This is a genomic window from Thalassospira sp. MCCC 1A02491 (assembly GCF_001613785.1).
Lineage (GTDB): Bacteria > Pseudomonadota > Alphaproteobacteria > Rhodospirillales > Thalassospiraceae > Thalassospira > Thalassospira povalilytica.
Map to the genome: position 1 here is coordinate 166,021 of NZ_LPVX01000005.1, position 19,539 is coordinate 185,559.

Annotated in this window: 15 protein-coding genes; 5 read left to right on the forward strand and 10 right to left on the reverse strand. The window is 56.5% G+C overall.

Annotated elements, in window-relative coordinates; genetic code table 11:
• Positions 1 to 135: 135 nt before the first annotated feature.
• Positions 136 to 549, reverse strand: a complete 414-nt coding sequence (locus tag AUQ42_RS03500) for a tellurite resistance TerB family protein (protein ID WP_082817709.1) — start codon at positions 547 to 549, stop codon at positions 136 to 138.
• Positions 550 to 912: 363 nt separating this feature from the next.
• Between AUQ42_RS03500 and AUQ42_RS03505 the strand changes: the two genes are divergently transcribed.
• On the forward strand, positions 913 to 4,050 hold the full coding sequence (locus AUQ42_RS03505; protein ID WP_231856672.1) for an EAL domain-containing protein: 3,138 nt from the start codon (positions 913 to 915) through the stop codon (positions 4,048 to 4,050).
• A 126-nt stretch (positions 4,051 to 4,176) separates the two neighbouring features.
• Here the strand turns inward: AUQ42_RS03505 and AUQ42_RS03510 are convergent, their stop codons facing one another.
• Entirely contained in the window at positions 4,177 to 4,821 is a 645-nt protein-coding gene (locus AUQ42_RS03510; RefSeq protein ID WP_068517586.1) for a Crp/Fnr family transcriptional regulator, read from the reverse strand.
• A 189-nt stretch (positions 4,822 to 5,010) separates the two neighbouring features.
• The gene (locus tag AUQ42_RS03515; protein ID WP_068517587.1) at positions 5,011 to 5,457 is read right to left on the reverse strand and encodes a DUF2946 family protein; all 447 of its coding nucleotides are present in this window, start codon (positions 5,455 to 5,457) and stop codon (positions 5,011 to 5,013) included.
• A 400-nt stretch (positions 5,458 to 5,857) separates the two neighbouring features.
• Between AUQ42_RS03515 and AUQ42_RS03520 the strand changes: the two genes are divergently transcribed.
• A complete protein-coding gene (locus tag AUQ42_RS03520; protein ID WP_068517590.1) occupies positions 5,858 to 6,427 on the forward strand; it encodes an HdeD family acid-resistance protein in 570 nt (189 codons plus the stop codon).
• Positions 6,428 to 6,539: 112 nt separating this feature from the next.
• Complete coding sequence (locus AUQ42_RS03525; protein ID WP_082817714.1) at positions 6,540 to 8,462, forward strand: heavy metal translocating P-type ATPase; 1,923 nt, start codon at positions 6,540 to 6,542, stop codon at positions 8,460 to 8,462.
• A gap of 50 nt (positions 8,463 to 8,512) precedes the next feature.
• Here the strand turns inward: AUQ42_RS03525 and AUQ42_RS03530 are convergent, their stop codons facing one another.
• The 4 genes from AUQ42_RS03530 to AUQ42_RS03545 form a co-directional block, all read right to left on the reverse strand.
• Positions 8,513 to 9,895 (reverse strand): PepSY domain-containing protein, encoded by a 1,383-nt coding sequence (locus AUQ42_RS03530; RefSeq protein ID WP_068517663.1) that lies wholly within the window; start codon positions 9,893 to 9,895, stop codon positions 8,513 to 8,515.
• Between the two features lie 127 nt (positions 9,896 to 10,022).
• On the reverse strand, positions 10,023 to 10,442 hold the full coding sequence (locus AUQ42_RS03535) for a DUF2946 family protein (protein WP_068517592.1): 420 nt from the start codon (positions 10,440 to 10,442) through the stop codon (positions 10,023 to 10,025).
• Positions 10,443 to 10,545: 103 nt separating this feature from the next.
• Entirely contained in the window at positions 10,546 to 11,874 is a 1,329-nt protein-coding gene (locus tag AUQ42_RS03540; protein ID WP_068517593.1) for a glycosyltransferase, read from the reverse strand.
• Positions 11,875 to 11,974: 100 nt separating this feature from the next.
• Entirely contained in the window at positions 11,975 to 14,755 is a 2,781-nt protein-coding gene (locus tag AUQ42_RS03545; RefSeq protein ID WP_068517595.1) for an ATP-dependent DNA helicase, read from the reverse strand.
• A 101-nt stretch (positions 14,756 to 14,856) separates the two neighbouring features.
• On the opposite strand from AUQ42_RS03545, the gene AUQ42_RS03550 reads away from it, so the two are divergent.
• Both AUQ42_RS03550 and AUQ42_RS03555 read left to right on the forward strand, forming a co-directional pair.
• Positions 14,857 to 15,729, forward strand: a complete 873-nt coding sequence (locus AUQ42_RS03550) for an AraC family transcriptional regulator (RefSeq protein WP_068517597.1) — start codon at positions 14,857 to 14,859, stop codon at positions 15,727 to 15,729.
• 313 nt (positions 15,730 to 16,042) lie between these two features.
• Positions 16,043 to 17,074, forward strand: coding sequence for a substrate-binding domain-containing protein (locus tag AUQ42_RS03555; RefSeq protein WP_068517598.1), 1,032 nt, complete (start codon positions 16,043 to 16,045; stop codon positions 17,072 to 17,074).
• 13 nt (positions 17,075 to 17,087) lie between these two features.
• Here the strand turns inward: AUQ42_RS03555 and AUQ42_RS03560 are convergent, their stop codons facing one another.
• The 3 genes from AUQ42_RS03560 to pdxA form a co-directional block, all read right to left on the reverse strand.
• Positions 17,088 to 17,684 carry a LysE family translocator gene (locus AUQ42_RS03560; protein ID WP_068517600.1) on the reverse strand — a complete coding sequence of 199 codons (597 nt, stop codon included), beginning with the start codon at positions 17,682 to 17,684 and terminating at the stop codon, positions 17,088 to 17,090.
• Positions 17,685 to 17,943: 259 nt separating this feature from the next.
• Entirely contained in the window at positions 17,944 to 18,396 is a 453-nt protein-coding gene (locus AUQ42_RS03565; RefSeq protein ID WP_068517601.1) for a YqaA family protein, read from the reverse strand.
• A gap of 118 nt (positions 18,397 to 18,514) precedes the next feature.
• Positions 18,515 to 19,537: a 4-hydroxythreonine-4-phosphate dehydrogenase PdxA gene (gene pdxA / locus AUQ42_RS03570; RefSeq protein ID WP_068517603.1), complete on the reverse strand. Its 1,023-nt coding sequence runs from the start codon at positions 19,535 to 19,537 to the stop codon at positions 18,515 to 18,517.
• Between the last annotated feature and the right edge of the window lie 2 nt (positions 19,538 to 19,539).

Here is a 19,539-nt window from a genome sequence, read left to right on the forward strand (position 1 = left end):
CTTTCAGGTAATGCTGATTTATGATGTTGTGTTTTGTATTGTCCCGTGCGGGACGGTTACGGTCGGCAGAGCCGGGCGATCCGGACCATACATTGAGCATAACAGTGAGCATACTGTCTGGTGTGCCGGTCGGTCTTAAAAATCGCCGGGGCGGACATAGCGGGCGGCCATGGCCCGTTCGATTGCCGCACCCACAAGCCGATCGATATCAAGCCGGTGACGCAGGAGTTCAAGAATACGCAATTCTTCCTGACTGATTTCACCGTCAGACAAAACAATTTCGCAGGCAAAGACATAGGCGGTCTCGCGCAATTTGCGCGGCAGGGCGTCGCGAATCATCGTCAGGGCACGGTCCATCCCGTCTTCTTCGCCAAGCAGACTTGCGCAATCACGGGCAACCGTGGTCACCCCGTCATTGTCAAACCCGGCAAAAATCGGAAGGTAACGCACCCGGCGTCCCATCGCAGAAAGTTCGGCATCGGTAATGTCGTTATCGGCGGCCGAAACCATAACCATTGTGTAGATCAAGGCGTCCTGATGCGAAATCACGTTGGTTACTCCTTTCCAATATGGGTGTCAGAAACGCGTCTCTGCGGACATTTGACGGGGATACCGCCAAACTGTGACAACCATTAGGCGTTCAAATGGTAAGCTGATAACAATTTACGGGCAACAGTTAAGCAATTAAATTTTTTGGATTTTAATGATTGCGTAGGAAAATCTGGCGCAATCTGTTTGCGCCGGTCACGCGGGGGTTAAAAATGCGTCGAATGACGCACGTGTCTCGGGCAAAATAAAAAAACACGTCGGATCAAAATAATAGCGAAATAAAGTGGCTGCCTGCTCTCTTTGGGGAAAAATTGCCTTTGCAGTGCATGGGGTAGCAGTTATGGTCTCGCAGCGATAACGAATATGACGATTAAAGCGGATATGGGAGACATCAAAGCAATCAATTCCGTCGACACATTGGCGGCATTGATCAGCCACCTGCGTATGCCGGCTGGATTGTTTGATCCTGTCCGCAAGCGACTTCTTGTCAATTCGTTATGGATTCCCTGGTTCGACAAGGCCCTGGAAGAGTCCGAATGGCACAAGATCGACGATCTTGGCTGCCTGGCGCAACTGTTGCCCGATCTGGCAGACGAAATCCTTGAAAAAGGCGGTTATCACAGCCGCACATCAGAGGTCAAAGGCACTGACAGGGTTCTGTTTGGCTGGAAATTGACCGTGGGCGGACAGGATTATATCCGTCTGCTGGTGATGGATGATGATGTGTCATCGGGCATGGGCAGCCTGATATCGCCGCAACCGGTTTTGATTTTCGAACGTGGCGGTGCGTTGCGCTGTGCCAACAGTGCGGCCGAGCAGGTTGCGCTTGAAATGGGGTTTGTTACCCCGTTTGCCTTGGCCCATCCCAGCGATCAGCGCGCCCTTGTCGATCATGACGGACCGCAATTTGATGCGGAAAATTCGCGCACGGTCCATTACGGACAGCGTTTCTTCCAATGGCAATGCATGCCGTTGTTCGGGGCCGATTTCGTGGTTCTGTTCGGACAGGAACGCACCCGCGAGGAAAGCTATCGCCGCGCGCTTGAACATGCGGTTCACGGGATCATTGAACTGAGTGCCGATGGCACCATTACCAGTGTGAACGAAGAAACCGCGAGCCTGTTTAACTATGATTCCGTGCGCGAGGTTATGCAGGCCTATTTGCGCCGTCCGGAATCCTTCTATGCCCAGGACAGCGACCGCATCCAGTTGCGCCGCGATCTGGCGAACGGCATCGGTGTTCAGGCCCGCGATATTGAAATGCGCCGCTCGGACGGCAGTCAGATCTGGGTGCGCTTCAACGCAACCGAAATCCGTGGCGAGGGCGGCGGGCTTCTGGGATATAGCGTCACAATTACCGACATCACCAAAAGTCGGCAGGCGGAATATGACCTGCGCCGTCGTCAGGAACGCTATCGCGCGCTGGTTCAGACCGCGGGCAGCGTCATCCTGTTTTTGGATTCCGAAGGACGCATTCTTGAATATAACCGCGAATGCGAATGGACTTTTGGCTATTCCTGGATGGAGGCCGCCGGTCAGAACTTCTTTGATTTCCTGTTGATCGAAAGCGACCGTGCGCGGGTGCGCATGGCTGTGCGCCGCCTGTTATCGGGTGAAATCATCAAGGATGAAGTATTTTCGTTCAAACGGCGCGACGGGGAAATTCGCCTGTTGCAGTGGAATGCGCGTGCGCATTTCGGCGAGGATGGCGATGTTGCCGGTGTGATCTGTATCGGGCAGGACGTGACCGAAAAGCTTGCGGTTGAACGCGCGCTGCGTCATGCCGAGGAAAAATTCCGCGGGATTTTCGAAAACTCTGCCGAAGGTCTTTATCAAAGCCGGCCGCTTGGCCCGGTCCTGTCGGCCAACCCGGCCTTTGTGTCGATCCTGGGATATGAATCCGTTGATGAATTGATGGCCCAGGGTGAGGAGCTTCAGCATCATTACCTTAATCCGGTAAGCCGGTTGCGCCTTACGGGGCGGTTGATGCGCGATGGCGCGATCCACGGTTTTGAAACCGAACTGCGCCGCACGGATGGCAAGATCATCTGGGTCGAGGAAAATGCCCGTCTGGTCCGCGATGAAAAGGGCCGGCCAAGCCTGATCGAAGGATCGATCACCGACATTACCGACCGCAAACGCAGCGAAGCCCGCATTCAGTTTTTGGCCCATCATGACGGGTTGACCGGGCTTCCCAACCGCACCCTGTTCCAGGAACGCCTTGCCGCGGCGGTCGAACGGTCCAAACGCGAACGGCGCAATTTTGTGCTGATGATGTTCGATCTTGATAACTTCAAGGATATCAACGACACGCTTGGTCATCCTATCGGCGACCTACTCTTACAGGGGGTGGGGGAGCGCATGCGCGTCTGCCTGCGCAACGAGGATGTGGTGGCACGGCTTGGTGGTGACGAATTTGCGGTTCTGATCCATGAACCGGGCTCGGTCGAGGAAGTCACCTTTGTCGCCCAGCGTCTGATTGAACGGGTTTCCGAACGCTTCATGCTTGATGGTAACGAGGTGCAGGCATCGACATCGGTCGGGATTTGCATGTATCCGCAAGATGGTCGCGACGAAAAGGACCTTTTGCGCAATGCCGATCTGGCGCTTTATTGCTCCAAGGCCGAAGGCCGCAACCGGTATCATTTCTTTGAACCGAAATTGCAGGTCGAAGTCCAGGAACGCAAGGCGATGGAACGCGATCTGAGCCATGCGATCGAAAATGATGAACTTGAACTGTTCTATCAGCCGATCATTGATATGGGCGGGCATCGCATCATCGGGATGGAGGCACTTGTACGCTGGTTCAGCCCGTCGCGCGGGCCGGTCAGTCCGGTCGATTTCATCCCGGTGGCCGAACGCATGGGCATTATCGGCGATATCGGCAAATGGGTTTTGACCCGTGCATGTGAACAGACCCGTGCCTGGCGCGATGACGGATATGGCGACTTGACGATTTCGGTCAATCTGTCGCCGCTTGAACTGGCCCGTCATGAAGATCTGATCGAAAGTGTCGGCGAAGTTCTGTCGCGGTCGGGGCTTAATCCGCGCCAGCTGCAATTCGAAGTCACCGAAGGTGCGGTGATGGACAATCCGCGCGAAGCCGCCATTACCCTTGGCATCCTGCGCAATCAGGGCATTCGTATTGCGATTGATGATTTCGGAACCGGCTATTCGTCACTGGCCTATCTGAAACGGTTCCCGGTCGACAAGATCAAGATCGACCGGTCCTTTATCATTGATATCGACAGTTCAGACGGCAATGCCGCGATTGTGCGTGCGGTGGTGTTCCTGGCGCGGTCATTTGGCATGGCGGTCAATGTCGAAGGCATCGAAACCGAAACCCAGCTTGAACATATTGCATCCGAGGGTGTCGACGAAGTTCAGGGCTTCTATTTCAGCAAGCCGGTTTCGGCAACCGACATGGAAGCGTTGCTCAAGGCCAATAAAATCGCGCCGACCCACTTCCCGCTTAGCGGTCATGGCAATACCGCCCACTAGCCCTTTGGCCTGCTAACCCAATAGTGCCGCGGGCCATTTTCCGAAAAAGCATGAAAAAAGGTGCATGACACAATGCCATGCACCTTTTGGTTTGACCGGATCGGCCTGGATGGCCCTTACCGTAGTTCAGGCCGCAGATTGTTGCTGGGCTTCGCCCGCCCCCTTGCAGAGTTTGTCACGATTGATCTGCATGACGGTCGGCAAGGCCGGGCTTTTGGAAAGGGCCCCTTCACGTTTGAGATTGGCGATCATGCGACTGGCCGTTTCGGTCGTGGTCGCAATGATATTGCCAAGCTTTTCACGGTTGGGCAGGGCAACCTGATCCTTGTGCGACGCCCAAAGCAGGAACCGGCAGATGCGTCGCATCGCCGATCCGGTGCCAAAGCTTATTTTAAGCTGCTGGGCGTCCATGACTTCGGTCGCAAGCAGTGACATGACCGCAGCCTGTATATGCCGGTCCTTTTGCTGGGCTGCTTGCACCCGCTGGATCGGCAGGCGTTTGATGATCGATGGTGCAATGGTTTCGATCACCAGTGACGGATCACTGACTGCGAGCATCTCAAGCCCGATAAAGTCACCGGGACGATAAACCCGGCAGACCTGTCTTTCGCCGTCTTCTGTATATTTGCACCGAAGCGCAAGGCCGCTTGCCAGAAGATAGATATAGGTCTGATCTTCGGCATGGTGGCCGATGCTGGCATCTGCGGGCAGATTAAGAGCTGCCGGTTCCGCCAGTTTTTCAAGCAGTTCAAAGGCGTCTTGTTTGTTCATGGGTTGTCCCCCATTGGCAAAATCAGGATACGCGGCAAGTGCGGGGTCGCGTATCGACACCAGTCTTTTGACCCGGCATGGCATCCGGGATGGCCCGATTGGATGGGCAAGGACAACTGTTTCAGGCACGGATTCCGGGCGTCTGGATACATCAGTGGCGCAAAACCGCCCAACGCAGCCGAAACAAAATCAGATCAAAGCGGGCGGGGCGCGCGGCGATGCCGCAATCGGGCAGAAATCATGCAGGCGGGCCGTAATATGAAGGGCCGTAACCTGATTTGACAGCCGGATGCGGTGAACTTGCGGAAGTTCCGGTTCGACGGGCATGCCTACGGCATGATTGCCAAGACCGCAACTGGCGCACTGGAAGCCTTCATAGGCGTCCGAGCTGTGCGGCGATGTACCGCCATCCTTGGCGATCTCGGCGGGAACCGAAATGGTTTTGATGCCGTTTGCCGTACAGATGATCAACGGCACATAGGTCACATCGGAAGTTTCAATGCCGCTTGGAACCGATGCAAGGGCGACAGGCGCATGCATGAACCCGAACATCAGGGCGTTCACCAGCAACAGCCACCCGACAAAGAGTGACAGTGTGCGTCGAACGACCGGTATGGTGTTTCGGGTGGTTCTCACGGCTTTCTATCCAGATTGGAAAGATACGGATTTTCAATAGACCTTTGAAACCGGCCTGTCAAAGCCTGCATTTGTGAACCAGTTATCACTATTTTTTTATAATACTTCCAGAAAGTCCCGCAATGGCAGGCCACCCGTGCTCTGTGCATCCGCATGACCATCAGACGGCGTAAAATAGGAGTGAAATTTTTTCGCCAAAGGCCGGGTTTCAAGACCTTGACGGGGCGGTTTCAGAACCGGTTTTTCACCCCGGTTTTGGTTGGGGATAGTGCCAATTGCATCACCAATCACAGCTTCCCAACATGTTGCAATTCATAAACTTTTGTATTCAGTCGGAACAAAATGAACTATTTTGAGTTGAAGCTGTTGATACAAACCGCAGTCAGGCAGGAGCAAGCCAATGACCCAGATCGTAAATGACGGCACCCCGGAAATGCGCGGACTTCTTGACAAGGGCCGCAAGCGGCTTCGCAATATTGGCGTGGTCATGCTGGTGCTGGGGATCCTTGCGGTGGCGTTTCCTTTTGCGACCACGATTGCGTTCAAGACGATCATTGGCTGGCTGTTTATCATTGGCGCACTTGGCCATTTTTACGGGGCCTGGAATGCCGATACCCCGACGCGCCGCGGTGTTGATATCATTCAGGGGCTTGTATTTGGCGTGATCGGTGTGTGGCTGGCGTTCCTGCCGCTTGGCGGGATTGTGACACTTACCGTGTTGCTGGCGATCGGCTTTATCCTGCATGGCTTGTTCGAGCTTGTCATGGGGATGTGGCTGCAACAGTTTCCCGGCTGGAAATGGATGCTGTTTTCAGGCGCGATCGCCATTCTTGCCGGTATCCTGATCTTTGCCGAATTGCCAAGTTCGGCCACCTGGGCGATCGGATTGCTTTTGGGCATCAATCTGTTGTCTTCGGGCTTCAGCTATTTGATGGTGTCGATGGCAATGGGCAAAGTCGCCCGTGTCTGACCGGGGTTTGATCGATCTCTGATCCATCTTTGATCGCCTTTTGGCTGTTTCCTGAACGCTGGCGTTATCATTCATTTTACGCCATGATAATGTAATGATGTTCGGAGGCGGCATGACGGATCACGCGATTGACAGGGTTCTTGCGCGGGTTGATGGCGCCCTGTCTGCGCCCGCGCTAAACCGGGCCATTCTGGCGGTGACGCTGATTGCCATGGCGGGGCATTTTGTCCTGATGTGGGGCGCACCCGAGCAGATCGGGGCATATCGAACGGCCGACATTCCACTTTTTATCCTGTTTGTATCGGGCGGGTTGCCGATCCTTGGGCAGCTTGCCATCAAGTTGCTCAGACGGGAAATGGGGGCGGATTTTCTGGCCGCGATTTCCTTTGTCACGGGCATTGTGCTGGATGAATATCTGGCGGCCAGCCTGATCATTCTGATGCTGACCGGCGGGCAGGTTCTTGAAAGCTTTGCCATGCGCAAGGCGTCCTCGGCCCTGAATGCACTGGCACGCCGCATGCCCAGTGTCGCGCACCGCAAGAATGCCGATGGCGATATTGCCGACATTGCCCTTGATGATATTGCAATCAATGACCTGATTGCGGTCTTTCCCCATGAAACCGCCCCGGTCGATGGCACGGTTGTCGACGGGCATGGCACGATGGATGAAAGCTATCTGACGGGGGAACCCTATGTCGTGTCAAAGGCACCGGGAACGGCAGTCCTTTCAGGTGCGATCAATGGCGAGGCGGTCCTGATCATCCGGGCGGAAAAACGCGCACGTGATTCCCGTTATGCCCAGATCATGAATGTGATGGCCGAGGCCGAACAAAAACGCCCGCATATCCGCCGCCTTGGCGATCAGATCGGGGCGTGGTTTGCCCCGGCGGCATTGTTGTTTGCCATTATTGTCGGGTATCTGAGCGGGGATTCATCGCGGTTTCTGGCGGTCCTCGTGGTGGCGACACCCTGTCCGCTTCTGATTGCCATTCCGATCACGGTGATGAGTGCGATTTCGATTGCCGCACGGCGGGGCATCGTCATTCGCGACCCGACCGTCCTTGAACGATTGCCGACATGTCAGACCGCGATTTTTGACAAGACCGGGACCCTGACCTATGGCCGGCCCGAACTGGTTGATGTTTTGGCGGGGCCGGATTTTGATGCCGATCTGGTGTTGCGTTTGACGGCCGGGCTTGAACGTTATTCCAAGCATCCGCTGGCATCGGCGGTTCTCAAAGAGGCCCGGCTTCGCAATTTGCCGCTTGATGAAGTCTCGCACGCATCCGAAAAACCCGGACAGGGTCTAAGCGGGCAGGTCGACGGCCATGATGTGGCGGTGACCCATCGCAACAAGCTGGTGAAATCCGATCCCGATATCGCGGCCCTTCTGCCGGAAACGGCGGCGGGGCTGGAATGCGTGGTGCTGATTGACGGGCAGTATGGCGCGACTTTTCGTTTCCGCGATACCCCGCGGGCCGAGGGCGAAAATTTCGTCGGGCATCTGGGCGCGATCCATCATTTCAAAAAAGTCATGCTGCTGTCGGGCGATCGCGAAAGTGAGGTCAGCTATCTTTCCGACCTGCTGGGCATCCGCGACAGCCTTGCCTCGCAAAGCCCGGAACAGAAAGTCGCCATCGTCCGGGCCGAGGCCGCCAAGGCCCCGACCCTATTCATGGGCGATGGCATCAATGACGCCCCGGCATTGGCGGTCGCCACGGTCGGCATTGCTTTTGGCAAGGAAAGTGCGGTGACCGCCGATGCGGCCGGGGCGGTCATCCCCGAAGCATCTCTTGTGACCGTCGACGAGCTTCTTCACATCAGCATGGCCATGCGCCGCATCCTTTTGCAAAGCGTGATTGGCGGTATGGTTTTATCCATCCTTGCCATGGGCTTTGCCGCCGCAGGCCACATCACCCCGGTCGCCGGTGCGCTGTTGCAGGAAGGCATTGACGTGATCGCGATCCTTAATGCGCTCAGACTGGCGATACGGCATGACATTGATGCCGATATTGTTGAGGAAACCAGATTTTGATGATGCGATGCACAGCCCGAGTGTGACCCGGGCTGCGCCAGTATTTCCGATCAGGTTCTAGCCATACGCGACCTGCGTTGCAGACGGACAACGAACAGGTAATCAAGCAGCCAGATCACGATCATTGATGCGCCGACCATCGGATAGATGATCCCGCCAATGGCAAGGATCGCGGTTACGACCGTAAGGTTGCGGGTATTACGCGGCATCGGCGGGACGCCAAGCGTTCCCGACGGGCGGCGTTTCCACCACATCACGGCGGCTGAAACCGACATGAAAATGATCAGGCCACAGATCACCAGCAACAGGATCTGGTTGGCGATACCAAATTCCTGTCCCAGATGGACATTGATGCCAAATTCCATGATTTTGCCAAAGGGGCCGTAATCGCCATATCCCATGTCGATCAGTGGTCGGCCGGAATATTGATCAAGGTGAATGACCCGTTGCAGGGACAAATCATCAGGATAGATCGAAGCAGAATAAACGCCGGTTTCCCCGCGCGGGAGCGAGATAGCATAGCCCGGTGTCAGGCCCATTTCGTTAAAAATCGACACCGCACGATCAATGCCAATCGGGCCCGGATTTGCGGTTTGTCCATTCCCGCCATCAACCGATTGCGGCAGCGGGATGTTTTCATTGGTCCAGCTGGTTTCGCCAAAGGCCTCGATCATCGGGATGGTTGAAAGTGGCACATCAACCCGCACCCCGGATGGGTAGCCATTGGGTGTGCCATTGGCAAATTCGTTGGCATATTTGCCCCAGAAGACCGACCAGAACATGCCGGTTGCGGCCATGAAGATGATGAAAATGCCGATAAAAATACCGGTTACCGCATGGGCATCACGCCACCAGCGACGGCGTTTGGGCGTGTCGCGCAGCGTGACAATACCGCCTTTCTGATCACCGCGCGGCCACCACAAATAGGTGCCGGTGAGCACCAGCAGGATCGCCCAGCCCGACGCAATTTCAATCGCATAGTTCGGGATCGTGCCGAACTCGGCCAGACTGTGGATACGTCGAACCACCCACATCAATGTGGTGCGATCTGGCATATGGCCAAGCACATCCCCGCGATAGGGATCGACATAAACCGCCTGCCGTCCGCCGGCATCAGCGGCAATCACGATCTCGCTGCTGCGCGTCGGGTCGGCGGGCGGCATCACCTTGACCGGGGTGCCCGGAACGGCAAGAAGGGCCGCGTCGATCTGTGAACTGATCGGAAGGGCGGTATTGCCTGATGCTTCAACAAATTTAAGATCGGCGTGATACCAGTCGTCAATTTCATCGCGATAAATATAGGCTGCTCCCGTGACCGCCATCAGGATCATGAAGGGCAGGATCAAAAGACCGGCATAGAAATGCCAGCGCCAGACAGCGCGATAGAGGCTTGTATTCCCCTGATTTTCAGGGGATCGGGAATTCTTGGTCATGTTTCTTGTCCAGATGCGTGCATTCCCGGTCGTAACGTTGTCGACCCGGCAAAGGCACTTGAATTTCAGGAAAAGCAGACCGGAAAACGCCACGACCGATGGATCTGATCCGATCGGGTGCGTTTTCTCAGACGTGCTTGATTACAGGACAGGAAACAGCAGGCGGGGCACGCGGCGACGGGGCAATGGCGCAAAAGCCATGCATTGTCGCGGTGATATGAAGGGCGGTGACGGCGTTGCTAAGCTCGATCGCGGCAAGCTTGGGCAATTCCGGTGCGACGGGCATGCCAAAGGCATAATTGCCCAAACCACATAGCGCGCATTCATAACCATCTGGCGTATCGGCATTTTCGGCCGGTTCATCGGGCAGGCCGTCGGCACGGACCAGAATGGTTTTGAAGGTGGAGCCGGTACAAATCACAATCGGAATACGGACCACGCCATCCATCATGGATGCCAGCGACGCCCCGTTGGCCTTGGCCATCGGAATATGCATGAAGCCGAACATGATGGTATTGGCCAGGAACAGGACGCTGACCAGCGCCAAAAGGCACTGTCTGCAGATCAGGCTGATATGCCAGCAGCGTCGCACGTATCGCGTTCCATCACGGTTTGACCATGATGCTGTTTATGGGGTTTGAGCGCTGCTGTCAAAGGCTTGCAGTCCGGGTGTGGTCGGTTTCTTCGGCCGCACGGATGATTTCGGCAATTGCTGTGTTGATCCCGTCTTCGGCAGCAATCCTGCCCGCGAGATGTTGGGCATTGGCGCGATAGGACGGCGTTTGAAGAACGGTCTTGATTCGGTCTGCCAGAATTGCGGCATCGAGTTTTGCCGGCTTTATCGGCTTTGGCGCAACGCCCAGCGTCCAAAGGCGTTTGGCCCAGAATGGTTGATCGCCAAAAAACGGAATGATGATTGACGGGCGACCGGCGCGAAGGGCCGCCGCACAGGTGCCAGCGCCGCCGTGATGAAGAACGATTTTGACCTTGGGAAACAGCCAGTCGTGGGGGACCTCGCGCACCGCAAGGATATTGGATGGCCAGTCAATGTCATCCATACCACCCCAGCCGGTTGCGACAATGGCTGCCAGATCGGGTTTGCCGGTTTGTGCAACGGCATTTGAAATCATCTGTGCCATTGCGGTCGGATCATTGCCATGCATCGATCCAAACCCGATATAAATCAGGTTCTTGTGGCGTTCGACAAAGTCTTGTAACGCCCGATCGGGCATGCCGGTTTGGGGATCTGTATCGAGAAACCAGTACCCTGTGACACGGGCATGTTCCGGCCAGTCGGACGGACGCGGGATCACGGCGTTGCCAAAGGCATGAATGATCCGAAGGGCACCGGACTGGCATGATTTCACGATGTCCAAAGACCTGCCATCAATGCCGTTCTTGCGTCGGGCCGCCCAGCGACAAAATTGCCGACGCAATGTTGCGTTCAACAACCTGTAAACAAGCTTGCCGGTCAGACGGTTATAGCATCGTGCGAACCGGTTTCGCAGACCAGTATCGGGGACGCCCATATGGGGATAATCGCCGGTCGGGATAAAGCACGGGATCAGTTGCGCCATGACCACCGGAATGCCGAAATGATTGGCAATCGGAAATGCGCCAAAGGTCTTGGGATGAAACACAATGACGTCGGGTTTGTTCTGATCAATTGCGCGGAAAATATCATCGATCAGCCCGTCCTGAAGTCGGCGCGCCTTTTTGCCAATCGCAAACAGAGAAATCAGTTTTTGCAACCATGATGCTTTGGGACCGGACGCCCGGCCAAAGTGCGGATCATCCATAAGCGCGATCAGCGCATCGCCAAGGGTCGCGAATTCAAGATTGTGACCCGTAACAAAACCGGCAAAGCGTTCGGGGGCGGCAAGTGTGACCTGATGCCCGTTTTCGATGAGACCACGGCCAAGGGCGACAAAGGGCTGCACATCACCGCGTGTCCCATAGGTCATCAGCATGACATGCATGATCTATCCTTTTTGCCGTTCGCAAAAGCGGTTCACGGATCAGAAGCCTGACAGACTTTAATACCCAATTCCGGCAGTGAAAAGGCGGTCGGACGGATGATCAGTTTTCGCTGTTCTGCACATTGCCAAGGAAAAGGCGGGTCTGTTCAATCGCTTCGCGCAGGCCGACACGCTGGACTTCGACATCTTCGGGGAAGGCGCCCAGAAGCCGTGATGGCATGCGGTTATCCAGCAGGACAAACACACCGCGATCTTCGGCACGGCGGACAAGGCGGCCAAAGGCCTGCTTCATGCGCAGGCGTGTAAGCATGTCGTCATAGCGTGCGCCGTGGAAGGCCGATTTGCGCGCACGGTGCAGGATATCGGGGCGCGGCCAGGGCACGCGGTCAAACACGATCAGACGGAGGCTGTCGCCCGGAACATCGACCCCGTCACGCACCGCATCGGTCCCCAGCAGGCAGGCATCACGTTCAACCCGGAAAATATCAATCAGGGTCGAAACATCCATGCCGTCAATATGCTGGGCCAGCAATTGCAGGCCCGCATCATCCATCGGCCCGGTCAGCCGTTCGTAAATCGCGCGCAAGCGTGAAATCGCGGTAAACAGGCCAAGCGCGCCACCGCCGGATGCCAGAAACAGTTCGCGATAGGCCGCGGCAATGTGGTCCGGGTTATCACGGCCCAGATCATTGACGATGAAAACGCGGGTCTGTTCGCGGTAATTATAGGGGCTTTTCATCGCCGCCCGGATGGCCGGAAGCGGCATGTGCGATGCCCCGGTGCGGTCCTCGGCTACGGCCCAGTCAAAATCTTCGTCCCCGGTGCCATCGCGAAGGGTCGCGGACGTCACCACCATGCCATGCGCGGTGGGGGCCAGTGCCGATGTCAGCGGCAATGTCGGGTCAAGATAATGACGATGCATGCCGACATCGAAATCACGGCCAAACTGGCGTTCAATCGCAAACCAGTCGACAAAGCTTTGCGGCGTTTCTTCGACCAGGGATGCCAGCATTTCACGCCATGCTGCAACCTGCATGATCGCGCGGCGTTCAAGGGATCGGATCGCGGCATCAAGGCGCTGACGTTCGGCGCTGTCAAGTTCATCGGCCTTTTCATCAAGCATATGGGCGATGATCTTGATCAGCGATCTGGCCGGTTTTTCCATGGCTTCAAGCGCGCGGTCAAGGTCGGCCGCACTGGCCAGGACTTCGTTCAAGGCCGGTTTGCAATCGGTTTCAATCGAATAGCCGCGATCCCCATCGGCGGACCGTGCCATCACCTGTGCGCGCACATGGGCCAGAAATACTTCTGCCGGGCCCTTGGCATGTTGCGATCCGTCGTGAATACGGCCAAGCCATCCCTGTTCGGGAAGGCATTGTGCGGCAACAATCACGGCATTGACCGCATCGCGCAATTCATCACGATCATGGATCAGGGTTTCAAGCCGCTGCTTAAGACCACGCGCACGCGATGATCCCTTTTGCTCGGCCCCCAGCAGCCAGCGGCGCAATTCCTGTCCTTCCTGACCGGTCAGGTGGGATGAAAATGCCTTGTCGGCTGCATCAAACAAATGATGGCCTTCGTCAAAGACATATCGCGTCGGCATGGAGCTGTCATCAAGGCCGCCCAAGGCGGCCTGCACCATGACAAGGGCATGGTTGGCGACCACGATTTCAGCGGAACGGGCGCGACGCACGGTCTTTTCGATAAAGCATTTCGAATAATGCGGGCAGGCGGCATAGATGCATTCGCCGCGCTGATCGGCCAGCGCCCCGGTAAAACGATTGCCTAGAAGCTCGGTCAGCCAGGCCGGGAAATCCCCACCGACCATATCGCCATCGCGCGTGGTCGATGCCCATCTGGCAATCAGGCCAAGCGGGGTGGCCTGATGGGGTTGCTGGGCGAGCGGCCTTTGCGCTTCTTCGAAATTCAAAAGACAGAAATAGTTTTCACGACCTTTACGCACCACGGCCTTAAGGCGCTTGTCCTTGGGATCGTCATAGAGGCGATCAAGTTCCTGATCGATCTGACGTTGCAGGTTACGGGTATAGGTCGAAATCCACACTGCCCCGTCATTCTTTTGTGCCCAAAGTGATGCCGGTGCGACATAGCCCAGCGTCTTGCCTGTCCCTGTTCCGGCCTCGGCCAGTACGATATTGGGCGCACCATCATGGAGGCGCGGGCCAAAGGCCGAACAGACGGACGATGCATAATCGGCCTGTTGCGGGCGTTCTTCGGCCCCTTCGCCCAGAAGTTCTTTCAGGCGCTTGCGGGCATCCTTGGGATCAACCGGATAATTGGCGGGCGGCGGTGGCGGGGCATGTTCGGCCCATTCGCCAAGCTTTTTCCAGACTTTCAGCCCTTCATACACCGCATAGCGATGCGGGCCATCGCCATCCGCGCCAAGGGCGGCCAGAACCGAAACGCCCCACGGCCAATGCCCGCGTGCCATCGGCCATGCGATGGATAGGGCCGGGCCGCGCTTGTTGCGATGAAGGGTGGCAAGTTCCTGCAAAAGCCGTTTCATGGCTTCTGCCAGGGCCTCTGCCTGACCGATCAGGTCATCGGCCGGTTTTTGCCCGGTGGCCAGCGCAATGCCGCGCGGGGTCGGCACGCAAAACTGTGCCGGACGCACAAAGGCAAACAGTTCGAGCAAATCATGTGCGGCAAACGGATCAATTTTTAAACGCCGCGCACAGGCCGGGGTATGGACCAGAATGGGCCGCGTTGCGCGTGCCCGCTTGGCCGCAGCCCCGTGCGGTAGTTCCTCGATCTCGCCATCGGGCGACAGAAACACAGCATGGCGCAATCCAACGACCATGACAGGTGCATTGGGCGGCATGAAACGCGGCTGGGCTTCTTCGGAACGATCATCGAACATTTGGGGCACTATAAGGGCGCACGTGCAGTGGCGCTACCGGGGAAATTGACCTATCTTGGAATTTATCGAGCTTGACTGTAATCGCAAGAAGATCACACCGCATGAATGCCCCCAACACCCGCAATCAGCATTTCTGGCGCGATCCGGCTTTGCCGTTTGTCGAATTGCGGCGCGTGGCGGACGGGCATGCGGTTTGTTACGAGCGCCACAGCCACGATACCTTTTCGATCGGCACGGTGAAGGACGGTTACAGCACCTATTGGAACCGTGGCAAAACCCATGAAACGCAAGAAGGATCGGTGGTGATCCTTAATCCCGAGGATGTTCATGGCTGCAACCCGGTCAAGGGGGCGGACTGGTGCTATGACATGCTGTTTGTGGACCCGGACTGGCTTCTGGATTTGCAGATCGAAATCGATGCCGATGCGGCCGGCAAGTTTGCGATGTTTTCCGATACGCTAAGCCATGATCCCCATCTTTATGGCGGGTTGCTTGATCTGGCCGATACGCTGGTCAATGCGGATATTGATATTCTTGGCAAGGAAACGGCACTGGTGTCGTTCTTTGGCGATCTGCATGTGCGGCTGAACCGGCGCGGGGTGCTGGACGGGACGGGCGGGTCGGGCAGGTCGGGCAGGGCAGGCGGGTCGGTGCATGACCGCAAAATGATGCGGGTCGGCGATTATATCCAAACCCATTATGCCGAAACCATCAGTCTGGATGATCTTGCCGATCTGGCGGGCTATTCGCGGTCCTATCTGGTGCGGGCTTTTAAAAAGACCTTTGGCATGACGCCTTATGCCTATCTGATCAATTGCCGGGTGCAGCGCGCCCGTCATGCGCTCAGGCGCGGGGAAAAGATCGTTGATGTCGCGCTTGAAACCGGTTTTGCCGATCAGGCGCATTTTCAACGCATGTTCAAACGTCTGATGGCAACCACACCACGCCAATATGCGCGCGTGCAGGCCGCCTGATTTTCCCTGATCTTCCGCCGCAATGACCCATTGATCCGACACCCGGTCAAGCCCGGTGCGCGTTTGTGTGTTCGTGTGTAATCCGTTGTGGCCCGGTGGTCCCGGATGAGGCCGGGGTCGGCGCGGGTGCGGCCAGTGTCGGGTTCAACATGTGGTTTGTTTTGATTTAAATCTCCTTGATCTTAATCAACCAAAACGTGTTTCATTTTAGTTATTCTATTTTAAAGAAGGGGCGAACAGATAAATCGGGCGCGGCTTTTGGCATTGATCGGGGTGCCAAACACCAGCCGCGCCGAAAAGGAGACCGTTTGGAATGATTTCCTGTGTCAGGGCCGGTTTTGGTTTTCAGTCCTTGTTGCTGGTGGTCGCAACAATCAGCATTTTTGCAGGCCCGTCGCGGCATGCCATGGCCGAGCGGGTTTTTGCCCTGATCACCAAGAATGTCGGTGATCCCAATTTCATCGAGGCCTGGCGCGGATGCAATGATGCTGCGCGCATCAAGGGGGATCGGTGTGTGCATCTGGGCGGCGACAATCTGGGATATTTCAGGGCCCAGAACCGCGCGATCGAAGATGCGGTTGGCGAAGGTTATAGCGGGGTTGCCATTTCGGTCACCAAATCGGAATTCATTGCAGAAAACGGTTTGCCCAAGCTGATTGAAACCGGTGTGCCGGTTATTACGTTTGATTCCGATCTGATTGCGCCGTTTCACCATCTCAGACAGGCTTTTATCGGTGTGGAAAACCACCTGATCGGGCGGATGCTTGCCCGTGAATTGCAAAACCGCCTGCCATTTGGCGGGAATGTCTGTTTGATGAGTGCCGGGCCCTATGACCCCAATCTGAATGAACGGATCAACGGGTTTCGAAGCGAAATCAGAAAGACGTCCGATCTGGGCAGTCAGTTGCCGTTAAATGGCAGTGGCGGCTGGTTCGAAAGCCCGCGCTGTCCGTGGTTCAACAAGGACAATCTTGATCTGGCGATGACGCAGTTCCGCCAAAGCATGCTGGATGACAGGCTGGATGCCTTTATCACAGTCGGGTCATGGCCGTTGCATGATCCGCAGCGATATGTGCAGACCTTTCGCAATTTACCGGCAGACGCACGCCAGAACCGGCCGTTGATCCTGATTGGCGGGACAGGCGCGCCAACACCCGAACATGTGTCGATCCTGCGCGATAAAATGGTCGACGGGCTGGTGGCGATTGATTTCTATAACCTTGGCAATGTTGTCTATCACTATCTGGTGTCACTGACGCAGGACAAGGTGCTGGGCGATCTGCCGATTGTTCAGCCGCACTTTATCGGGGAGGATGCCTATAGCAACAAGGACGACACCCAGTAGCCGCACGGTCGGCTTATAGCGTCAGATAGATCGCACTTGCCGCCAGCAGGGCCGCCATGATGCGGTTAAAAATGCGGATGCGGGCGGGATTCCCCAAAAAGCGTGACAAAAACGCCCCGGCATAGGCCCAGCAGGCAACAGAAGCAAAACAGATCACGAAATAGATCGCGGTAAATTCCCAGATCAGGGTCGGCGCACCGGACGCGGCGTAGGCGCCCATACCGGCGATTGATGCCAGCCACGCCTTGGGGTTAAGCCATTGCATCACCGCACCGGTCATGACCGACGGGCCCGTGCCGGCATCGGATTTTCCCAACTCGCCATTTGATGAAAACAGCTTCCAGGCCATGAACAGCAAGAAGGCAACACCGGCCCACTGAATGATCGTGGTCAGCTGCGGAAAGGTTTCAAGCAACTGATGCAGGCCAAGCCCGATCAAAAGCAGCAAAAGGCAAAAGCCCGCCGTCGCCCCGAAGACAAGACGAAGCGAAGGGCGAAACCCGTATTGGACGCCGGAACTCAGCACCAGAATATTGACCGGGCCCGGCGTGATCGAGGCGGCGAGCGCGAAACTTGCCATGGAAAGATAAAGGCTGAGGGTGGCGGTCATCGGATGTTTCCTGCTGGCTGGTGTCCGCTTTGTGGGGCCGGAGCGGTTAAATTGTTGCAGGCAGGATGAGACCGTTTTGCCGTGATTTATTGAACGATATTGCCCTGTCGGGAATTTTGCCCCGGCCGACGCAGTGCCCAAGCGGATTGCCAGTGCCTATTGCCCGTGACGATTGCTTATGCCGATTACCCAAGCAGATTGCTCAAACCGGTGGCCCCAGCCGATGGTTTGTATCAGTGCAGGGTGTGACGTGATGGCATTATGACAGCATCGATGCCAGTGCCGATGCCCCGCCGGCAATCATGGCATAGCGCGCGGCCTTGCCAATGGTGACCAGGATCAGAAACGGGATGAAACGGACCCGCATCACCCCGGCAAACAGGGTCAGCGGATCGCCAATGATCGGAAGCCAGGCCAGAAGCAGCGACCACAGCCCGTATTTCGAAAACCATCGTGCCGCACGATCAAGTGCCGCGCCCGATACCGGGAACCAGCGACGATCGCGAAACCGGTCGATATAAAGGCCAAGCGCCCAGTTGATGATCGATCCGATGACATTGCCCGCAGTCGCAATCATGACAAGCAGCCAGACCGCGTGATCCCCCTTGGCGACAAGGGCGCCCAGTGCCGCCTCGGACGTGCCGGGCAGGATGGTGGCCGAGGTCAGGGCAGAAAATAATAACCCGGCAAAAAGGGCGATATCGGTTGTCATCGCACCGGATTAGCCTGCTTTTGCGGCGCGGTCCAGCATCGAAGACATAAAAAAGCCCGGCGCATTGACGCCGGGCTTTGGTCGGTCCACCCCCAGAAGCGATAATCTGAAAAACAGATTATGCCGCAGGACCGATAGCGCGATCATTTGGTGCCAACTGAACACCATAGCGGATGGCTGCGATCAGGCTTTCGTAACGGGCGATGCCCTTGCCGGCGATGTCGAATGCGGTGCCGTGATCGACCGATGTGCGGATAATTCCGCCCTTAAGACCGACGGTGATATTCACACCTTCGTCAATCGACTGCACCTTGACCGGGCCGTGGCCCTGATCGTGATAGCAGGCCACCACGACGTCAAAATCACCGCGTGTTGCACGGTAGAACAGGGTATCGGCCGGAAGCGGGCCCTGAACATCGATGCCTTCCTTTTGGGCGCGTTCGATGCCGGGGATGAGTTTTTCCTCTTCCTCGCCCTCGCCAAACAGGCCGTTTTCACCGGCGTGCGGGTTGATGCCGCAAACGGCAATGCGCGGTGATGTCTGACCGGCCTTGGACAGGGTGTCATGGGCCAGCCGGATCACCTGATAGGTCCGTTCCGGGTTGATGCGGCGGATGGCTTCGATCAGACCAACATGGGTGGTCAGATGAATGACCTTCATCTTTGGGGTCGCCAGCATCATCGAATAGCTTTCGGTCCCGGTCAGTTCCGCGAGGATTTCGGTATGGCCGGGAAAGATATGGCCACCGGCATGCAGGGCTTCCTTGTTGAGCGGAGCGGTGACAATTGCTGCCACGCGCTCTGCCTTGGCCATATCGATGGCGGCACTCAGATATTCAAAGGCGGCATGACCGGCCTTGGCATTGACTTCGCCAAACGGAAGATCGCCAAGATCAAAGCCCGGATCGGCACAAAGAACGGTGCCCAATTCCGGTTCTTGCGGAACCGGATCGGTTGGCAGGAACGTCTTGATGTCGAATTTTGCACCGACGATATCGCGGGCGACGGCCAGTTTGCCGGCATCGCCAATAACGATCGGGCGGGCCATTTCGTAAGTTTGCGGATCGGCAACGGTGCGTGCAACGATTTCCGGACCTACACCGCAAACATCGCCCATGGTGATTGCTACGATCGGTTTCATGT